Source organism: Bacteroides sp. AM41-16 (assembly GCF_003603495.1).
Classification (GTDB): Bacteria; Bacteroidota; Bacteroidia; order Bacteroidales; family Bacteroidaceae; genus Bacteroides; species Bacteroides uniformis.
In genome coordinates this window covers 1-21,253 of the sequence record NZ_QTNE01000018.1, presented here as the reverse complement: position 1 = coordinate 21,253, position 21,253 = coordinate 1, and the positions used below count along the sequence as shown (strand labels likewise).

10 protein-coding genes and 1 pseudogene are annotated in these 21,253 nt (G+C 44.7%); 10 read left to right on the top strand and 1 reads right to left on the bottom strand.

Annotation, left to right across the window (positions count from 1 at the left end):
• Positions 1 to 8 precede the first annotated feature (8 nt).
• From DW896_RS15135 to DW896_RS15110, 6 genes are all read left to right on the top strand, one after another.
• Positions 9 to 2,072, top strand: coding sequence for an alpha-galactosidase (locus tag DW896_RS15135; protein ID WP_009037865.1), 2,064 nt, complete (start codon positions 9 to 11; stop codon positions 2,070 to 2,072).
• Positions 2,073 to 2,085: 13 nt separating this feature from the next.
• Positions 2,086 to 4,080: a glycoside hydrolase family 97 protein gene (locus DW896_RS15130; RefSeq protein WP_009037864.1), complete on the top strand. Its 1,995-nt coding sequence runs from the start codon at positions 2,086 to 2,088 to the stop codon at positions 4,078 to 4,080.
• Between the two features lie 39 nt (positions 4,081 to 4,119).
• Entirely contained in the window at positions 4,120 to 5,916 is a 1,797-nt protein-coding gene (locus tag DW896_RS15125; RefSeq protein WP_009037863.1) for a glycoside hydrolase family 2 protein, read from the top strand.
• Positions 5,913 to 8,633 carry a glycoside hydrolase family 2 gene (locus DW896_RS15120; RefSeq protein ID WP_009037862.1) on the top strand — a complete coding sequence of 907 codons (2,721 nt, stop codon included), beginning with the start codon at positions 5,913 to 5,915 and terminating at the stop codon, positions 8,631 to 8,633. The genes DW896_RS15125 and DW896_RS15120 overlap by 4 nt, the downstream gene beginning before the upstream one ends.
• Positions 8,634 to 8,644: 11 nt before the next feature.
• Positions 8,645 to 9,415 carry a hypothetical protein gene (locus DW896_RS15115; RefSeq protein WP_009037861.1) on the top strand — a complete coding sequence of 257 codons (771 nt, stop codon included), beginning with the start codon at positions 8,645 to 8,647 and terminating at the stop codon, positions 9,413 to 9,415.
• A gap of 106 nt (positions 9,416 to 9,521) precedes the next feature.
• Positions 9,522 to 11,732, top strand: a complete 2,211-nt coding sequence (locus tag DW896_RS15110; protein ID WP_009037860.1) for a glycoside hydrolase family 3 N-terminal domain-containing protein — start codon at positions 9,522 to 9,524, stop codon at positions 11,730 to 11,732.
• Between the two features lie 69 nt (positions 11,733 to 11,801).
• Here DW896_RS15110 and DW896_RS15105 read toward each other — a convergent pair whose 3' ends face one another.
• Positions 11,802 to 12,350, bottom strand: coding sequence for an RNA polymerase sigma-70 factor (locus DW896_RS15105; protein ID WP_005829791.1), 549 nt, complete (start codon positions 12,348 to 12,350; stop codon positions 11,802 to 11,804).
• A 153-nt stretch (positions 12,351 to 12,503) separates the two neighbouring features.
• Here DW896_RS15105 and DW896_RS15100 point away from each other — a divergent pair, with 153 nt between their 5' ends.
• The 4 genes and pseudogenes from DW896_RS15100 to DW896_RS21750 form a co-directional block, all read left to right on the top strand.
• Positions 12,504 to 13,523 (top strand): FecR family protein, encoded by a 1,020-nt coding sequence (locus DW896_RS15100; RefSeq protein ID WP_005833380.1) that lies wholly within the window; start codon positions 12,504 to 12,506, stop codon positions 13,521 to 13,523.
• A 110-nt stretch (positions 13,524 to 13,633) separates the two neighbouring features.
• Entirely contained in the window at positions 13,634 to 16,873 is a 3,240-nt protein-coding gene (locus DW896_RS15095) for a TonB-dependent receptor (protein WP_005829787.1), read from the top strand.
• A 21-nt stretch (positions 16,874 to 16,894) separates the two neighbouring features.
• A complete protein-coding gene (locus tag DW896_RS15090; RefSeq protein ID WP_009037857.1) occupies positions 16,895 to 18,511 on the top strand; it encodes a RagB/SusD family nutrient uptake outer membrane protein in 1,617 nt (538 codons plus the stop codon).
• Between the two features lie 124 nt (positions 18,512 to 18,635).
• A pseudogene (locus DW896_RS21750) lies at positions 18,636 to 19,745 on the top strand (glycoside hydrolase family 105 protein); the annotation flags it as partial.
• Positions 19,746 to 21,253 lie beyond the last annotated feature (1,508 nt).

Here is a 21,253-nt window from a genome sequence, read left to right as displayed (position 1 = left end):
CGCATATCATGAAAAATATTCTAACATTATTATTTGTCCTTTTCGGAGGATATTCGTTACACGCACAAGATACTTGTTACGGCCGTCTGAAAAATGACACTTTAACCATCGGAAACAGCTTGGTCGAACGTACCTTTTTGTGGAACGGGGGAAATATCATAACTTACCGCCTGACCGACAAGAGTAATGGAAAATCATGGAAGAACCACAGCCTTACTCCAGATTTCAGAGTAACGAAAAATTTGCCGCAACCATCAAACGGTTCACTCAAAGTAGTTCCCGTAAAAGAGACTAAAATATTTCCCGCTTATCTGAAAGTAGAAGTTTCTTTCAGCCTGGAGAAGCTAGATATAAAACGGGTATATCGTATTTATGATGATTGTCCAGCCATAGCCTGCGACACCTATTTAAGAGGAACAGTAAACAGTATTTTCGGAGGCAGAGAAGTTAGTGCAGCCGACCGGAAGAATATTGAATTCGCCGAAGACATGAAATCTAAAGAAGTAACCGCTGTACTAGACCAGTTCCATTTCCAAGGACAACATTGGCACGCTCGCAGCGTGGAATTTTCCGATGTGACCGACTGGCACAACAACCTGGTTTTCGAGAAAGAGATTATTTCCTATCGCAAACTGGGATATCGCGGCAATCTGCTGTTTGCCTTTAATGGCGAGGACAACTGTGGCATCTTCTTTTTAAAAGAGGCTCCCTGCTCTTCGGTACAATTAGCCTATCAAGGAAAGGATTTTCTGACTGATTTCGGGAAGTTTACAGTAACCGGCCTGGGCATTACCGAGAAAGACGTGACTCCCGACCGTTGGACCCAAACATACGGATGCGTATTGGGAATATACGGAGAAGGTGAACTGAGCCGACTACAAGCGCTTCGTTCATATCAGAAGAATATACGTACTTACCGGGCCGACCGCGACGAGATGATTATGATGAACACCTGGGGAGACCGTAGCCAGGACTCAAAAGTAAACGAATCCTTCTGTTTGAAAGAACTGGAACGCGCCGCCCGTCTGGGAATCACCCATTTCCAGATTGATGATGGCTGGCAAATAGGTAAAAGCCCTAATTCAGCTGTAGCCCGCGGTTCATTCAAGAACATTTGGGACAATAAAGACTACTGGAAACCCGACCCGCAAAAGTATCCACGTGGTTTGCATCCCATCGTAAAACGTGGCAAGGAATTAGGTATTGAAATCGGTCTTTGGTTCAATCCCAGCATACAAAATGATTTTGCCGATTGGCAGAAAGATGCGCAAGCACTCATCAGCCTTTATCGCGAATACGGCATCAAAGTATTCAAGATAGACGGACTCACCATTCCCAGTAAAGAAGCCGAAACAAACCTGCACCGCTTATTCAACAAAGTGCTGGAAGAGACGGACGAGGAAGTGATTTTCAACCTTGATGCGACAGCCAGCCGCCGCGGAGGCTACCACATGTTCAATGAATATGGAAATATCTTTCTGGAAAACCGTTATACCGACTGGCAGAACTACTATCCTTACTGGACTTTGCGTAACCTCTGGATGCTTTCCAAATATGTTCCGGCAGAAAAGCTGCAAATAGAGTTCCTGAACAAATGGAGAAATACGGATAAATATAAAGGAGAAGTCTTCGCTCCGGAAAACTATTCATTTGAATATCTGTTTGCTACGACTTTAGCAGGACAGCCGCTTGCCTGGATGGAAGGTACCAATCTACCCGAGGAAGCATTTACATTACGAGAACATACAGAAGCCTACAAGAAATTTCAGCATGACATGCATTCCGGCACTATCCTACCCATAGGAGATGAACCGTCGGGACGCTCTTGGACCGGCTTCCAGTCTCTAAAGAAAGATAGAGGATACTTGATTGTGTACCGTGAAAATCATCCAGAAGGGACTACAGAAGTCGAAACCTGGCTGCCAGAAGGTGTCACAGTAAGATGTATCCCACTGATGGGACACGGCAAAGCTATGACAGCAGTAACCGGAAAGAAAGGAAGGCTGGAAATCTCTCTGCCATCAATCAATGACTATGTTGTCTACAAGTATGAAATTAAAAACAAACGCTAAAATAAATAACGACATGAGAACACTTTTCTTACTCACAACATTGCTTTTCATCATCCCGAACATGTTCGGACAAAAAGAATATCGCCTAAACTCACCGGACGGCAAGTTAGAGGTTACCTTATATATAGGTGACCGGATTACTTACGAGCTGACGGAAGAAGGGCATACATTGGTAGCCCCCTCTCCCTTATCAGTACATCTGGATAATGGGACAGTCTGGGGCAACGGCTCCCATCTTAAGAGAGTCAGCCATCGCCAGGCAAATGAGGTGATTCCCTCTCCTTTCTACAAGCGCAGTGAAGTAAAGGATGTCTATAATGAAATGACGTTAAGTTTCCGGGAACATTTCAACCTCATTTTCAGAATGTACAATGAAGGAATGGCATACCGGTTCGCAGCGACCGGAAACAGACCGTTCAAAGTTACAAACGAAGAAGCCGCCTTCAACTTCAACAAGGACTACAAATCGATTGTTCCTTATGTAAAAGATGGCGATAAACAACCGATAGAAGCCCAGTTCTCCAACTCTTTTGAAAACACCTATACACATATAGAGCTATCCGGACTGAACCCCCAAAGACTGATGTTTACCCCCGTAGTAATAGAGCAGGAAAACGGCCGTAAACTTTGTATTGCCGAATCCGACGTGGAGAGCTATCCGGGCATGTTCCTCATCAACAGAAACGGGGGAACAGCACTCACTTCCGCTTTTGCCGCCGTCCCCAAAACAAAAAAACAAGGCGGGCATAACCAACTGCAAATATTAGTCACAGAGCGTGAAAACTACATTGCTTCCTGCCAGCCGAAAGCCAAACTACCCTGGCGCATCATTGTTGTGGCAAGAAATGACAAGGAGCTGGCAGATAACGATATGGTTTATAAGCTGGCTGCTCCATCACGCATGAAAGACATCTCATGGATACGTCCGGGCAAAGTGGCCTGGGAATGGTGGAACCATTGGGGAATCAAAGGCGTGGATTTCGAAGCTGGAATAAACAATGAAACATACATGCACTATATCGACTTCGCCTCCCGGCATGGCATCGAGTATGTGATTCTGGATGAAGGCTGGGCTGTCAACCTCAAGGCTGACCTTTTCCAAATTGTACCGGAAATTGATTTAAAAAAGCTCACGGCCTATGCCAGGCAAAAGAATGTAGGACTCATCCTTTGGGCAGGTTACCATGCCTTTGCCCGCGACATGGAACATGTATGCAAGCACTATTCCGAAATGGGCATCAAAGGATTCAAGATTGACTTTATGGATAGGGATGACCAGGAAATGGTAGACTTCCACTACCGGGCTGCCGAAATTGCCGCTAAATATAAGTTGATGGTAGACTTTCACGGCACGTACAAACCTACCGGGCTGAACCGCACTTATCCCAATGTCATCAACTATGAAGCCGTTCACGGGCTGGAACAGATGAAGTGGAGTGACATCCATACCGACCAGGTAACCTACGATGTCACCATGCCATTCATCCGTATGCTGGCCGGACCAGTGGACTATACACAAGGCGCCATGCACAATGCCAACAAACGGTGTTACCACTCCTCAATGGATACCCCAATGAGCCAGGGAACCCGTTGCCGCCAATTAGCTGAATATGTAGTATTTGAATCACCATTGAACATGTTGTGCGACAGTCCCACCAATTACGACCGTGAAGAAGAATGCACGGAATTCATCGCTACCATCCCTACCGTTTGGGAACAAACAATAGCCATGAACGGAGAAATTGGAAAATACATTACAATGGCGCGCAGGAAAGGAGATGTCTGGTATGTCGGCTCCCTAACCAATTGGGATGCACGTACTCTGACACTGGACCTTTCTTTCCTCGGTGCAGGCAGATGGAAAGCGGAAATGTTTCATGACGGAGTGAATGCCAACCGCCTGGCTTCCGACTACCAAAAGACCGTCACAGATATTCCTGCATCCCGTAAACTGACCGTCAAAATGGCACAAGGAGGCGGATGCGCATTGAAAATATACAAAGAATAATTCATAGGCTTTTTAAACGTTAACTGATACATACGATTTATGAAAATTAAAAGATTAATGATTACTTGTTTGCTCGCAGTGTCTGTACTGGGAGGCAAGTCACAAGCACAAGACTTATTGTCCAATGTTTACGGACGCGATTACCAGCTACTGAATGGGAAGTGGGGAGTCATTGTAGACCTTTATGACCAAGGAGAAAGGATGCAGGTGTACAAAAACAGAAAACCTCAGGACAACAAGCAATTTTATGAATACTCTTTCGACGGAGGTTTGGTCTTGAATGTACCTGCCGATTTCAATTCACAAATGCCCGAGTTGAAATTTTATGAAGGAACAGTATGGTACGGACGCTCTTTCGATACCCCAAAGACTGACGGCAAACGTTTGTTTCTCTATTTCGGTGCGGTAAGTTACCGTAGCAAAATATATCTGAACGGGGAGAAAATAGCCAGTCATGAAGGCGGATTCACTCCCTTCCAGGTGGAAATCACAGATAAGGTAAAGCAAAAGGACAACTTCCTGGTGGTGAAAGTCAACAATACCCGCACCACGGATGCCATCCCTGCCATGTCCTTTGACTGGTGGAATTACGGCGGCATCACACGCGATGTAATGTTGGTAAGCGTTCCACAAAGCTACATCAAAGACCATTTCATCCAGTTGGACAAGGTACAATCCAACCTGATTCGTGCCAAAGTAACCTTATCCGAAGCAAAGCCTGGCATCAACGTGCAAGTCGCCATCCCCGAATTGGGCATCAGACAGAACATGACTACCGATGCCAACGGAATTGCCCAGGCCACTATCAAAACCAAAAAACTGCAACGTTGGTCACCGGATGCTCCAAAGCTGTATGATGTAACCATCACTTCGGAAAGTGACCAGCTCAACGAGCAAATTGGTTTCCGTAACCTTTATGTAAAAGGCGAAGATATCTATCTGAACGACCAGCCCATCTTCCTGCGCAGTATCAGCTTCCACGAGGAAATTCCGCAACGCCGCGGGCGTGCCTTCTCTGAAGCGGACGCAACAATGCTGTTGTCCGAAGCCAAAGAGCTGGGTGCCAACATGATTCGTCTGGCACATTATCCACAAAATGAATATACTGTCCGCCTAGCAGAAAGAATGGGATTTCTTTTATGGGAAGAGATACCTATCTGGCAAGGGATTGACTTCAAAAATACCGCTACCCGTGAGAAAGCAGGCAGAATGATTAAAGAGATGGTGATGCGCGACAAAAACCGTTGTTCCGTTGCCTTTTGGGGGATTGCCAATGAAACAGCCACTTCCGCCCCGCGCAATGAATTTCTGAAACACATGAAACAATGTTGCCTGGACATCGACTCAACCCGTCTGATTACGGCCGCCTTCGATTTGGTACGCTTCAACCGCGAAAGCCGGAACTTTGAGATGAATGACTCCATTATCAACATCCTGGACATGGTAGCCATCAACAAATATATGGGATGGTATCATGACTGGCCACTGGCTCCGGACCAGGCTGTCTGGAATGTAGCTCCCGGCAAACCTCTTTTCATTTCCGAGTTCGGAGGCGAAGCGCTCTATGGCAAACATGGCGACGCGGAAGTCAAGAGTTCTTGGAGTGAGGATTATCAGGCACAACTCTACAAGGACAATCTGGAAATGTTCAAGCATATCCCCAACCTGCGCGGAACATCGCCGTGGATTCTTTTTGATTTCCGTTCTCCCTTCCGTTTCCATCCACACCAGGGAGGGGAATGGAACCGTAAAGGACTGGTTTCCGACCAGGGACAACGCAAAAAAGCATGGTACATCATGCGTGATTACTATAACCAAAAGAAAAAAGAACAATGAAGCACAAAATAAAACACTACATGGCTGCCCTCCTCCTGACCTCTATGGTCTGGAGCGGGCATGCCCAAGAAAAGAATGAAATGGACTTGTCTGGTGAATGGGCATTCCAGACAGATGTCATGGACTTCCGGAGAGGTTCACTGGACGTACGTTACTGCCATCGCCTGCAGGAAAGCATCGTTCTGCCGGGAATTACAGATGACTATAAAATAGGCTACAAATCTCCTTACCGCCACCTGGATAGGCTGACCCGTGTCTACGAATATATGGGCCCCGCATGGTACCAGCGAGAAATAGAAATTCCTGCGGCATGGAAAGGCAAACGCATTTTCCTCTATTTTGAACGTACACACTGGCTCAGTTCGGTATATGTAGGCAAAGAAGAAGTGAGTAAAATAGACTACATCAGTATTCCCCACAACCACGAACTGACCCAATGGCTACATCCAGGCAAAAAAGAACTGATAACTTTCTGTATAGACAACCGCTACCAGTACGATACCCATAAATGGGACCATGCCCACTCCGAATTTACCCAAATAAACTGGAACGGAGTATTGGGCGAAATTAAGCTGGTAGCTGTAGATCCAGTCTATGTAGATGACATGCAGGTCTATCCGGACATCAAGAACAAAAGCATCAAAGTCAAAATGACTGTCCGCAACTGTACAGAACATACCGCCAGCGGCAAAATATCCTTCCACGTGACAGGAAAGGACTATAGACTACAAAAGGAAGTACCAGTAACAGTGACCGATTCCATTACTTATATCGAGGAAGAAATGTTTTTGGGTAAGGATATCCATTTGTGGAATGAGTTCCATCCCAATCTTTATACGTTGGACTGTAAGTTGACTTCCAGTGTAGAGGGCCAATCCTATGCGCATGAGAAAAGCACAACTTTCGGTATGCGCGAAGTAGAGGCTGGTGAGGACCATATCATCCTTAATGGCGAACCCATACACCTGCGCGGTACCGTTGAAAACGCAGTGTTCCCCAAGACCGGCTATGCTCCCGTGGACGATGCCTCTTGGGAACGTGTACTCCGTATCCTAAAAGAATATGGTATGAACCATATGCGCTTCCACTCCTGGTGTCCTCCTGCCGCTGCGTTCCGTATGGCAGACAAGCTGGGTGTCTATCTGGAGGTGGAAATGCCGATGTGGGGTAAAGATGCCCAACCCGATGAGAAGCGCTGGAATTTCTTCCGTCGCGAGCTGCGGGGTATCTTGAAAGAATATGGGAATCACCCTTCCTTCATTCTCTACTGTAACGGAAACGAAATTACCGGCGATTTCAGTTTCATAGAAGAGCTTACCGCCACGGCCCGCCAGTTGGATAACCGCCGTCTATACAGCGGTTCCACAGCCCGCACACGTGTCAAATCAGACCAGTTCTACATTACCCATCAGACTACCAAAGGACACATGGCCATCTACGAAGGACGTCCTTATACAAACTGGGACAAAAACAAGGAACTGGGAGTAGGCCTGCCCATCATCTCGCATGAATCCGGACAGCGGTGCATCTATCCCAATTTCGAGGAAATAAAGAACTTCACCGGCCCCGTACAAGCGCGTAATTTCGAGATATTCCGTGAACTGCTGGACAAAAACCACATGCTCGACCAAGCACATGACTTCTTCCGTGCTTCTGGAGCCTTGACCGCCATAGAGTACAAGGATGTCATAGAAGCCCAGTTGCGCACTTATCTGAAAGGCGGTTTCCAATTACTGTCTCTGAATGATTTTACCGGACAAGGATATGCACCGGTAGGCATTCTCGATCCTTTCTGGAATACCAAAGGGCTCATCACACCGGAAAAGTGGCGCGAGTTCTGTGCACCGACTGTTGTGTTGCTCCGTTTCGACAAACGCGCACTTTACAATGATGAAGTATTTGAAGGAAAAGCGGAAATATACAATTATGGACCTACCCTATTGAAAAACGCAAAAATCAATTGGAGTATCACCGACAGCAACGGTAAAACCCTTAAGAGCGGAAAACTGAAAACACAAACTGTCGGAAAGAACGGGGTATTTCCACTTGGCAGTTTCAGTTATGCATTGAACAATATCACTGAACCACAGAAGCTGACGGTCCATCTTTCTGTTGCACACGTAAAAAACAGCTGGGATATCTGGGTATATCCCCGTCATAGCAACTTAATGCAGTCCACTAGTGAAGTGCTCTACACCACAGTATTCGATGAAAAAGCAAAACAACACCTTGCCGATGGCAAGAAAGTGGTACTCTGCCCCAAACCTTCCAAAGTAAAAGGTCGTAAATCCGTGTTCCACAATCACTTTTGGAATCCGATAATGTTCAAATGGCCTCCTATGACCATTGGCTGTCTGATTCATGACGACCAGCCTATATTCGAGCATTTCATAACTTCCTACCATACTGACTGGCAGTGGTGGGACATTCTGGAAAATGCCAAGGTTATTGAGATGAAAGATGCTCCGGCAGCACTGCGGCCTTTCATACAAGTAATAGACCATTACGACAATAATGAAAAGCTCGGTATTGGTTTCGAAGCAAAAGTGAAGAAAGGCAGTCTACTGGTACTAGCCGTAGATACCCAGAAAAACATCAACGAACGTCCTGCCACCCAGCAATTGCTGGAAAGCATTGACCGCTACGTAAAGAGTGACAAATTCGCTCCGCAAATTACCGTTGACGAGTCCTACATTGAATCATTCTTAAAGAAATAAATAAAGGAAATATGATGAAATTATTCTTGCTTTGGGCTCTTTTGTTGCTGCCGGTCGGACCGGCAGCAGCACAAGAGATAAAAATGTCACAAACAGCTCCATTGGAACAAGTTTATGGAGAAACTGTAGAAGATGATGCCTTACTGCCCATGAATGAACTGGATATGGATTTTGGCTATGCCCTCTATGAGACAACCGTTGATGTGGAAGAGGAGAATCCCACACTAACTATTGAAAACGTACGGGATTATGCTGTGGTCTATGCAGACGGCAAACTGCAAGGATATTTAAAAGATAGCAGTAAAAGCTTGAAAACCAATCTACCGATAGGTATACACAAACTTAGTATCTATACTGAAAATATCGGACGTATTACCTATGGTCCTGAAATTCTGGACAATTCAAAAGGTATCTACGGCAGCATAACATTGGGAAAGACAGATTTAGAAGGCTGGAAGATGACCCCATTGGAAATTAAGGAATGCGATGTGGCCGGAATAACTTTCAAAGAAGGTACCTCCTCCATCCCTTGCTTCCGTAAAGGTTGTGTCACAGTAAGCAATCCGGCACAAGAGACCTTTCTTGACGTGTCTGGCTGGGGAATGGGAGAAGTCTGGATAAACGGGCAATATTTGGGTGCCTACTGGGAAGAAAATGCAGAAAAGACCCTGGAGATACCTGCTGGTGCTCTGATAGCAGGTAATAATGAAATAGTGGTATTTGAACTAAAAAATAACGAACAAGCTTCCATGACACTAACCGATAAGCCTATTTTCAAATAAGCCCTTGCATGTACTTGTTTATATTCCTTAAAAAAACGACCTTTGTGTAGGAGCAGATTCCGAAAAACGTGTCTTATTTAATGAGAATAGCATAATTATATATATCATGAAGAAACTAACATTTATCAGTTGCCTCCTTTTAAGTGGTTGCCTGGCCGGAGCAATGGCTGCAAACAAAAAGCAACCCATCTACAAAGATGCCAAAGCTCCCATTGAGGAGCGTGTGAATGACCTGGTCAGCAGAATGACGCTGGAAGAAAAGGTACAACAACTCAACCAGTACACTTTGGGGCGGAATAACAACGAGAACAATCGTGGTGAGGAAGTAAAAAAAATTCCTGCCACATTAGGCTCCCTCATTTATTTTGATGAAGATGCCAATCTGCGTAACGAGGCTCAGAGAAAAGCAATGGAAGAATCACGTCTGGGTATCCCCATCCTTTTCGGATACGACGTCATCCACGGGTTCCGTACCATTTATCCCATCTCTTTGGGACAAGCATGTTCTTGGAATCCCCAATTGGTAGAACAGGCATGTGCCGTTGCCGCCCAGGAAGCACGCATGTCCGGGGTAGACTGGACTTTTTCCCCTATGATTGACGTGGCAAGAGACGGACGCTGGGGACGCGTTGCAGAGGGCTATGGCGAAGACCCTTATACCAATGCTGTATTCGGTGTCGCATCTATCAAAGGATACCAAGGTGAAGACATGTCCGACAGCAAGCGAGTAGCCGCCTGCCTTAAACATTATATCGGATACGGCGCTTCTGAAGCAGGACGTGACTATGTTTATACGGAAATCTCCAATCAGACTCTGTGGGACACCTATATTCCTCCCTATGAAGCTGGCGTAAAAGCCGGTGCCGCTACTTTAATGAGTTCATTCAATGACATCAGCGGCACTCCCGGAAGCGCCAACCATTACACGATGACAGAAATTCTGAAGAACCGTTGGAAACACGACGGCTTTGTTGTTTCAGACTGGTCTGCAGTACCGCAACTTATTGACCAGGGCCATGCTGCCGACCGCAAAGAAGCTGCCCGTCTGGCTTTCAACGCCGGCCTGGAAATGGACATGATGGGGCATTGCTATGACAAGCATATGGCAAAGCTGGTGGAAGAAGGTAAAATAAGCATGCAACTGGTGGACGATGCAGTGAAACGCGTGCTCCGTATCAAATTCCGCCTTGGACTTTTTGACAATCCCTACACCCCGACATCTACAGAAAAAGAGCGCTTCCTCCTTCCACAAAGCCTGGCTATTGCAGAGAAACTGGCAGAGGAGACCATTGTTCTACTGAAGAATGAAAACAAGGTACTCCCTCTGGCAAACGGGAACAAGCCAACTATCGCCGTCATGGGGCCTCTGGTAGAAAACTGTGCCGAGCTCCTGGGGTCATGGTATGGACATGGACATGCAGAAGATGTCCTCCCCATCAAAAAGGCGCTGGATGCAGAATTTGCAGGCAAGGCTGAACTGATTTATACCGAGGGTTGTGGTTTCGACGGTAACGACACTTCCAAATTCAGTGAGGCACTGGCTGTAGCCCGGAAAGCAGATGTCATTCTACTCTGCATGGGTGAAAAGAAAAAGTGGAGTGGCGAAAACGCATCGCGTTCCATCATAGAACTGCCTGCCATTCAAGAGGAATTCATTGCTGAAATGAAGAAAGCAGGCAAACCGATTGTTCTGGTACTGGCTAACGGACGTCCTTTGGGACTCTCTAAAGTGGAACCTCTCTGTGACGCCATCGTTGAAATGTGGCAACCGGGAGTACCTGGCGGTAAACCATTGGCAGGTGTCTTGTCCGGCCGGGTAAATCCTTCGGGCAAGCTTTCCATTACTTTTCCACGTTCCACCGGACAGATTCCAATCTATTACAATCAGCGCAAAACAGCCCGTCCACAAAGTGGCAAATATCAAGACATCTCCTCTTCCCCACTGTATGAATTCGGATACGGCTTGAGTTATACCACCTTTAATTATGGTAATATCAACTTGCCCAAAGAAACCATCAGACGCGGTGAAAAGTTGGTAATGGAAATCCCAGTCACCAATGTAGGCAAACGTGACGGTGCAGAAGTGGTGCATTGGTTTATCTCAGACCCATTTAGCACGATTACCCGTCCATGCAAAGAATTGAAGCACTTCGAAAAGCAACTAATTAAAGCAGGTGAAACACATATATTCCGCTTTGAAATAGACCCGATGCGTGATCTTGCTTTTGTAAATGCCAATGGTGAACATTTCCTTGAAAATGGAGAATATTATGTAATAGTGAAAGACCAGAAAGTAAAATTCACGGTTATAGATTAATCTTCTTTTTATATTACAGGCCATCCTCCTTTCATCATTCTAAAAGACAGATGGCCTGCAATTTCTATTTTAGAACAAATAAGTATACTGTTCTCCTAAAAATTTCTTGATATGCTTCAAGGCTTTGGTTATTTGGGCCTCCACCGTCTTGACAGAAATCCCCATTTCCCCGGCAATTTCTTGATTAGTCTTCCCTTCCTCCCTACTTTTGCGATAAACCTGCCCACATTTGTCCGGAAGGGAACAAACAGCTTCTTCAATCAATCGGTTCAGTTCTTCCATCTCCACCGAAGTATCAGCCGCAAGAGCATATCCATATTCTTCTCCTCCCTCGATGGGAACCGTATCCTTTTCATCGCGTAAAGCATTCAGGCAACGATTGCGTGCAGACTGGAAAAGATAAGCCTTGAATGAGATTTTAAGAGTCAAGTCGGCCCTACCCTCCCACAAATTCATAAAGATGGAAAGGGCCAGTTCTTCTATCTCCTGCTTGTCTCTCAGATAAAGGGACATGAAGCGGCAGAGTGAAACAAAATAAGTATCGAAAAGGTGCTTGAAAGCCTTCTCGTCATCTTGTTTGATTAACTGTAACAATAGGATATCATCTTCTGCAGGCATATCGAAGTTATATTAGATAAGGGCTTCTTGAGCGGCAAAGATACTAATATTATTTGTTCCTCGAAATTTATTAAAAAAATAATTGGAATTGGAATAAGGGTTAAACCCAAGTGATGTGTCATATAAGTGAAGGCCTATAAAAACATCATGATCATGAAAAAAAGTGTTCCTTGGAATTTAATCATTCCTAAGTTGAAACAGGAAATTTCCGCAGACGAAGAGCGGCAATTGGAGACTTGGTTACGCAGCAGTAACAACGAAGCGTTATTCAAGGAATTGCAACTGTTATGGGAAAAAATTCAGGCAAATGTAGAAAACTACACGCCCAATACCGAATATTATTGGAATGAACTTGTCAACCGTATGCACGCCAGCGAGCCTAAGCAGACTGAAAAACCTGCAAAGAAACGCTTCGAACTGAAACAGATATACCGCTACGCAGTAGCTGCATGTATAGCTGTTGCCATCGGTTGCTCATTCTACATAGGATTCCTTAACGGACAGCCTGAAGCCATGCCGCAGTTATACTCTAATTTGTCGGGTAAGTCTAAGGTTCTCCTTCCTGACGGAAGCGAAGTATGGATGCATACAGAGACCTCTTTGCAATACGGATCACAAATGAATAAGGATGAGCGTATCGTAAATGTAACTGGTGAAGCTTACTTCGATGTAGCACACGATGCTGACAAACCTTTTATTGTGCAGACAGAAGGTATGCGTATCGTAGTTCACGGAACCAAATTCAATGTCGATGCATTCCCCGGTTCGGAAAATACATTGGTGAGTTTGGTAGAAGGGTCCGTCTCTTTGGAAACCGAGACAGAGAACCGTTTCCTCAAACCGGGCGAAACAGCTACTTTTAATCGGAAAACCCTTACACTTAAGGTAGAAAAAGATGATGTACATTTTGCCTCTTCGTGGGCAAATACACAACTCGTATTCAGAAACCGTTCATTGGGAGACATTTGCAAACTGCTTTCTAAATGGTATCGGGTAAAGATAGACGTGGATCCTACATTATCCAATAAATATTTCTATACGTTTACGTTGCGTAGCGAACCGCTGGACGAAATACTCCGCATCATGGCACGCATCCAACCTATGAAATATACCTTTAACGAAGAGAATGAGTTGACAATTTCGTTTGCAGACACAAAACAAAAAGTAAAATGAAACAGTAACAAAATTAAAAACTTATGCCAAACAAACAAATGAGAAATGCACATTATTTAATAATTAACGAAAAGTAAACACCTACATTAATCTTTAAATTTAAGACAATTATGGATATAAGAAAACAACTCATCATTCTTATACTGGTACTTCTATGTGCCCCGGTTTCTGCACAAAAGAAAGAGAAACTGATCACACTGAAGTTCACAAATATCCCATTATCAGAGGCTATGCCAAAAGTGGAAAAGCAAAGTGGATACACTTTCTTCTATGAATCGCAGCAAATAGACATCAAACAGAAAGTCAGCTTGAATGTTAAGAATGAAACTATTAATAAGACAATAGCAGCCTTATTGAAAGGGACCAATGTTAAATTTGAAATCGACGCAACACACATTATTTTATATACCGGAAAGAATAACAAGGCAATATCCGGACAACCACAGAACATCTCTGGTACAGTAATTGACGAAAGTGGTGAACCGATTATCGGAGCAAATGTCATGGTGGAAGGAACCAGTACTGGTGTCATTACAGATCTTGACGGAAAATACACAATCAACGCACCGGCAGGGAGTAATCTCAAAATCTCCTATATCGGTTATGTGACACAGACTGTAAAAGCTGGTAGAAACAGTACCGTAAAGTTAGTGGAAGACAGTAAAACACTGGCAGAAGTCGTGGTAATCGGCTATGGTACACAGCGTAAGTCCGACCTGACTGGAGGTCTGGTATCAGTAGACCAGAAGAAACTGAACATGATAAATAGCAGTAACTTGATGGACCGTCTTGCAGGACAAATCCCGGGCTTAAGCGTAACTACTGGTGATGCGAAACCGGGTGCAGACCAAACCCTCCGTGTACGTGGTGAAAACTCATTAAGTGCTGACAATGCACCGCTCATCGTATTGGACGGTATTCCTTACAACGGTTCTTTGAGTGATATTGACCCAAACATCATCGAAAGCCTTAGTGTCTTGAAAGATGCTTCCGCAGCAGCTATCTACGGCTCACGCGGTTCCAATGGTGTCATCTTGATTCAATCAAAGAAAGGCAAGAAAGGTGCACCCCAAGTTACATACAAAGGGCAGTTCAGAATGTCGCAACCCCAACAGACCATTGATGTGATGACTCCAGACGAATACATCACATTTAAACAAGACATTGCACGCCTGAAAGATGGATGGAGCGGTGACCAATTGGCTCCTGAGAATATTCTGAGTGCCAGCGAACTTATAAATTACAAGAAAGGCGTTACAAACGACTGGCAGGACTATATTTTCCGCAATGCATTTACCATGGAACATCAAGTAGGCATTTCCGGAGGTACTGAAAGCACCACTTATATGGGGGCAGTTTCCTATCTGGATCAAGAAGGTGTAGTCTACAACTCCGCCATGAAACGTTACAATATCAATTTGAGTGTCACACAAGTATTAAATAAATGGCTGACTATCGGTATACAGACCCAATTTATTCAAAGAGATGGCGGTGGTATAACCCCGAATATTGAACATGCTGTAAAGCAAAGTCCTTATGGTATCTACAAAGATGAAAACGGCAAGTATTATGAAGAACCTATGGACCAATCTCTGATTATTAACCCGATGGCCAATGTCAATGCCGATCAAGATCAAACAAGACGTAACTTCTTCATCAACACCTATGCTGACATTCTGTTGCCGGTAAAAGGTCTTTCAGCCCGTACAACCTTTGGTTACAACTATCGTAGCGACTTTACCGGCACATACTATGGCCGTGACACCAAAGACGGTAGAACAGCCAGCGGAAAAGCCAGCATCAACAATGAACACTACTGGGATTACACTTGGGAAAATCTGCTCAAATATAATCGTGAATTTGGCAAGCACCGTTTCGACGCTACAGGTTTGTTCAGTGTACAACAAACTCAGAAAAAGACTTCCAAGTCAAGTGCCGAAAGTTTTGTAAACGATGATTCCAGTTATCATAACATCAATGCAGGTGAGAAAAATAAGACTGTAGGATCCGGTTTATCAGAAACCTCGATGTTGTCTTATATGCTTCGCTTGAACTATTCATATGCAGGGAAATACATGCTGACTTTGACCGGACGTTCCGACGGTTATTCTGCCTTCGGTGCAAACAACAAGTATGCATTCTTCCCGTCAGTGGCTGCTGCATGGAACATTGCTTCCGAAAGTTTTATGGAAAATGCACAAAACTGGCTGGACCAATTGAAGCTCCGCGTATCTTATGGTTCTAACGGTAACCAAGCCATCAACCCCTATCAGACATTGGACCGTCTGCACCTCACAAACTATATCTGGGGTGACGGTGGAGCAGGTGTCAACGGTGCTTATCTGGCCAACGACGGTGTCGGAAATCCGAATCTAAAGTGGGAAACAACCCAAACATTCAACGTCGGTATCGACTATTCATTCTTCAACGGCCGTATCAACGGTAACATTGAAATGTATGTCGCCAACACAAAAGACTTGCTGATGAAACGTACTGTTCCTATCATGAACGGCTATAAAACCATTTGGGATAATGTGGGTAAAACACGCAATAAAGGTGTTGAATTTACCTTGAACACCGTCAACATACGTAATAAGGACTTCGAATGGAGCACCGGAATCATCTTTTCACTGAACCGTGACAAGATTGTAGACCTACGTGGTGACAAAAAAGATGATATCACCAATAAATGGTTCATCGGCAAACCCTTGCGAGTTTACTACGACTATGACGTCGACGGCATCTGGCAGGAAGGTGACAAATTCACCTATACCGCAGCAGACGGTACAGAAAAAGAGATCCAAAAAGGTGCCAAACCAGGTTCTGCCAAAGTGAAAGATGCAGACGGAAACGGTTATATTGACTCCAATGACAAAGTTATCATCGGTTCAAAGAATCCAAGCTTCCTCATGTCTATGAGCAATACATTGACTTACAAGAACTTTTACTTGTCATTCCTACTGAATGGAACCTTCAAAGTTACACGTGAGTTGAACGAAGCCAATATCGGAAGTTGGAGTTACAACTTATACAACTATCTGCATAATGCCGATTACTGGACACCGGAACACACCAATTCCAAATATGCTTCTCCAGCATATAACAACTTCGACGGACACAGCTATTACAAAGACTTTACATACATCCAAATAAAGAATATCACTTTAGGATACAATTTTGAAAAGAATTTTGTAAAGAAATTGGGACTGAGCGGTTTGGGAGTCAATATCAGTGTGGAGAATCCTTATACATTCTGTGACATACGCAGCGTATTGAACTATGACAACAGTTGGTTTGCCTCTTACCCGACTGCACGTTCCTACGTACTTGGACTGAACTTATCATTCTAAACTTACTTAAATATATATACAATGAAAAATTATATATCAAAAGCAACTCTAGCTCTGTTAGTAGCTCTGTCTGCTACCGGTTGCTCTGACTTTCTGGATGAGAAACTGAAAAGTGAACTAGCTCCGGACAACACATATACAAGTTCCTATGGTTTCGAAGTAGGTTCTACCGGACTTTATGCCGAAGCACGCTCTGAATACAACACTTGGGGTGAAAACGGTGCCTTCATGCACAATGCCGCTTGCCCTTACGAAGCATTGCAGATTGCCACTGACCTTGCTACCATGGGTACCAAAGACGGTTCTATCCAACCGTTCGGTTTCTTGACATTAACTCCAAATACCGGTATTGTAGGCTCCTACTGGAACTGGGCTTATAGTCTGATTGCAGGAGCCAATGAGATGTTGAAATACTCGGAAATAAACACGAACTGGGATAATAGCACAGACAAGGCGCTCTATCAGGCAGAATCACGTTTTTTCCGCGCCTATGCATACCGTACATTGGTTTATCTGTATGGAGACGTTCCTTATGTAGACAAGATTCAAGATCAGTTCAGAATCGATTTTACCCGTACACCGAAGGAAGAGGTTATTGCCCACATGGTAGAAGACCTTCAGTTTGCTGTCGAGAACCTGCCTACTGACCCTGATGCCGTAAAAGTCGGCAAGCTGACCAAATGGGCGGCAGAACACTTACTAAGTGAGGTTTACTTGATGCAGGGTGATTATGCAAAGGCTGAAACTGCCGCAGAGAATGTCATCAACAGCGGATATTTCCACTTGATGGAAGACCGCTTCGGTGAAAAGGCAAAAGCAAACGGCGATGTGTTCTCCGACCTATTCGTTGAAAACAATCAAAATCGCACATCCGGCAATATGGAAAGCATTTGGGTCATGCAGTTTGAATATAACACTACTGGTGGCGGTACAAATTCCGATGACTGGACACGCCGTGCCTGGGAACCCAAATACTTCGAAATTACCGGTTTTGTTTTGGCAGACTCACTGGGTGGCCGCGGCTTGTCGCAATTGGTACCAATGAAATGGTGGATTGGAGAAGATACCGGTTTCTTTGATGAAGAAGACATTCGTAATTCCGAATACAACATCAAACGTAACTGGTATTACAACAACGAGAACATGCCCGACCTTTATGGTAAAAAAGCCACGATTACAGACGAAACATGGTTTACCACCTTCCGTCTTTATCCGGCTCTGACAAAATTCTTCTATGGCCGTTCCGAAAACCTTTCTTTGACCGGTTCCTACCGTGACCGCATGAAGTTCCGTTTGTCCGAGACTTATCTCTTACTCTGCGAAGCAAGGTTGGGGTTGAACGATATTTCAGGTGCCCGCGAAGCAATCAATGTTGTACGCCGTCGCGCACATGCTCCTGAAATTACGGACAGTGAAATGACCATGGACTTCTTGCTGGACGAACGTATCCGCGAGTTGGTAGGTGAAGAATCACGCCGCTTTACCTTATGCCGTACCGGCAAATTATTGGAGCGTACCCGCAAATACAATACAGAATCGGGGCCCGTTATGCGTGATTACCACACATTATGGCCGATTCCTCAGAGCATAATCGATTCAAATACGGGTGCAGAATTCCCGCAAAACGAAGGATATTAACAGCACAAAGACAAAATAAAACACGAATAAAGGTAAAAAGATAGTTTTCAAGATTCTCATAAAGGGAATTGTCCGCGTCCATTGAGAACAAAGGCAATTCCCTTAATTTTATCAATAAACAATCATGAAGATACACAGACAATTAACAGCAGCAGCCTTTCTGTTTATCAGTATGGCAATCATGGCACAAGTGCCATTCAGCAAAAAGGAAGTAAAAGAGAAAATGAAGCAAGTGGCAGACTGGCAAATTTCCAATCCTAACACTGCCCACGAACACCACGACCTGGATTGGACCAATGGAGCACTTTATGTAGGTATGGTAGATTGGGCTAAACTAGCAGAAGAGGAGTACAATGACAGCACCTACTATCAATGGCTCTATAAAATAGGAAGACGAAACTGCTGGCAACCCCATCAGCGGTTGTACCATGCAGACGATATAACCGTTTCCCAATCATTCATTGACTTATACCGTAAATATAAAAAAGAGGAAATACTGGCTCCTACCCTGGCACGTACGGAATGGATTGTCAACCATCCATCCAACGGTACATTCAAACTGGAGTATGGTGACAACAAAACCCTAGAACGCTGGACCTGGTGTGATGCCTTGTTTATGGCCCCCCCGGTTTATGCCAAGCTATACCGTGAAACCAACAACCGGAAATACCTCCAATTCATGGACAATGAATACCGGGCTACCTACGAATACCTATTCGATAAGGAAGAGAACCTTTTCTACCGCGATTGGCATTATTTCGGTAAAAAAGAAGCCAATGGCAAAAAGGTGTTCTGGGGACGTGGAAATGCCTGGGTACTGGCCGGTCTGGCAGAAGTATTGCAGGAGTTGCCCAAAGGCTTGATGGAACGCGCTTATTACGAAGAACTGTTTATCCGGTTATGCACACGTATCGCCGGATTGCAGAACGAAGACGGTTATTGGCATGCCAGCCTTCTGGATCCGGCTTCTTATCCTTCTCCCGAAACCAGTTCCACCGGTTTCTTTGTATATGCGTTGGCCTATGGCGTAAATGCGGGACTCTTGAATGAAGACGATTTCATGCCAGTCATTATAAAAGGCTGGAAGGCACTGACCGATGCTGTAGATGCAAGCGGTAAACTTGGCTGGGTACAGCCTATCGGTGCCGACCCCCGTAAAGTGACGCGTGACATGACAGAAGTTTACGGTGTCGGTGCGTTTCTTGCAGCAGGATGCCAGATATACAAGATGGCTGTAGATACGGAAGCTGATTATATAAAAATCTGGCCAGACAGAAAAACCATGCAGGGAAACCCTTTAAGTGGTTGGGTTGTTTATGCAAATGAGAATGTCAGCGATGACTTCTGGAAGAAATACGACCATATCTATGTACCGGAAAAAGGAACAACCGTGAAAATCTCCGATTATGCACGCACACTCTATATCCGTACGCATTGGAGTACCTTCAATCCCGCCGAAGGAGTCTACGGCTGGGATACCAACGAAAAGTTGAAAAAAGTAATTCAAGGGGCACTCGACAGAGGTATGCGTCTCTCTTTCCGTGTAGTTGTCGACAGCCGCGACCGAAAAAATGAAGCCACTCCGGCCTATGTATTCGATGCAGGAGCCAAATACTATACAGACAATGGAAAACGCTCTCCCTATCCTGATGACCCTATCTTCCAGGAGAAATATGCAAAGTTCATAGAAGCATTTGCCCAAAAATACAATGACCCTGACCTGGTGGAATTTATAGACGGCTACGGTCTTGGCAAATGGGGTGAGGCACACACTATGAAGTACATTGACCCCAAGAACCGGGAAGCTGTGTTCAATTGGATTACAGACCTCTACGTCAAACACTTCACCAAAGTACCTTTAGTTATCAACTACCATCGTTGGATGGGTGCAGGCAAAGACTGGGCAGGTGAGGAGAATTTTGATCCCGATAGTAAACGCTTGTTGGACAGCGCTTGCGAGAAAGGCTTTTCCTTACGTCATGATGCTTTCGGAATGAGAGAGTATTACGGCCAGTGGGAGCGAAACTATGTGAAACCTTGGATTATGAAACGCCCGGTTCTACTGGAAGGTGGATGGATTGTGAGCAAGCACCCTTATCACAATGACCCGAGCGGTTACAAAACAGCCAAAGATGTGCGTATCGGAGAATTTGAAGACGGTCAGGAAGCTCATGTCAACATGATGGATTTCCGTGTAGGAGACGAAACCATGAGTTGGTTCCGTGATGCCTATCCTTTGGTTGAGCGTTTCATCTCCGAAGGAGGTTATCGTTTATATCCCGATTCCATTGTAGTTCCCAAAGAAATGAAGAGTGGTTCAAGAATAAAGATAGTACATCGCTGGAACAACTTAGGCTGGGGATATTGCCCAACCAATATACCACAATGGAACCAAAAGTATAAAGTAGCTTTCGCATTATTGAACCAAGACAATCAAGTAGTCTACTCTTATCTGGACAACAATACTGATTTATCCGTCTGGATAAAAGGCTATCCCACTTCCTATGAGTTCACTCCCAAACTTCACGGGGTAAAAAAAGGAACCTATACCTGGGCAGTAGCTTTAGTCGATACAACCAAAGGCAATGGAAGCAATGTTAAGGGGCTGGATATCTCTGCCAAGGGAACCTTCACTAATTCTGGTTGGTTAAAACTGTCAGAAGTAACTGTAAAATAAATAAGACACCCCATCGACTTTGGCAGTATCCATAATTTTGTGTAAATAGAAACGGGATTCAGTTA

What these genes read in the sequence shown, in the direction of transcription:
- DW896_RS15100 (WP_005833380.1), top strand. Translation starts at nt 12,504, where the DNA reads ATGAAAAAAAGTGTTCCTTGGAATTTAATCATTCCTAAGTTGAAACAG.
- DW896_RS15110 (WP_009037860.1), top strand. Translation starts at nt 9,522, where the DNA reads ATGAAGAAACTAACATTTATCAGTTGCCTCCTTTTAAGTGGTTGCCTG.
- DW896_RS15115 (WP_009037861.1), top strand. Translation starts at nt 8,645, where the DNA reads ATGATGAAATTATTCTTGCTTTGGGCTCTTTTGTTGCTGCCGGTCGGA.
- DW896_RS15120 (WP_009037862.1), top strand. Translation starts at nt 5,913, where the DNA reads ATGAAGCACAAAATAAAACACTACATGGCTGCCCTCCTCCTGACCTCT.
- DW896_RS15095 (WP_005829787.1), top strand. Translation starts at nt 13,634, where the DNA reads ATGGATATAAGAAAACAACTCATCATTCTTATACTGGTACTTCTATGT.
- DW896_RS15130 (WP_009037864.1), top strand. Translation starts at nt 2,086, where the DNA reads ATGAGAACACTTTTCTTACTCACAACATTGCTTTTCATCATCCCGAAC.
- DW896_RS15105 (WP_005829791.1), bottom strand. Translation starts at nt 12,350, where the DNA reads ATGCCTGCAGAAGATGATATCCTATTGTTACAGTTAATCAAACAAGAT.
- DW896_RS15125 (WP_009037863.1), top strand. Translation starts at nt 4,120, where the DNA reads ATGAAAATTAAAAGATTAATGATTACTTGTTTGCTCGCAGTGTCTGTA.
- DW896_RS15135 (WP_009037865.1), top strand. Translation starts at nt 9, where the DNA reads ATGAAAAATATTCTAACATTATTATTTGTCCTTTTCGGAGGATATTCG.
- DW896_RS15090 (WP_009037857.1), top strand. Translation starts at nt 16,895, where the DNA reads ATGAAAAATTATATATCAAAAGCAACTCTAGCTCTGTTAGTAGCTCTG.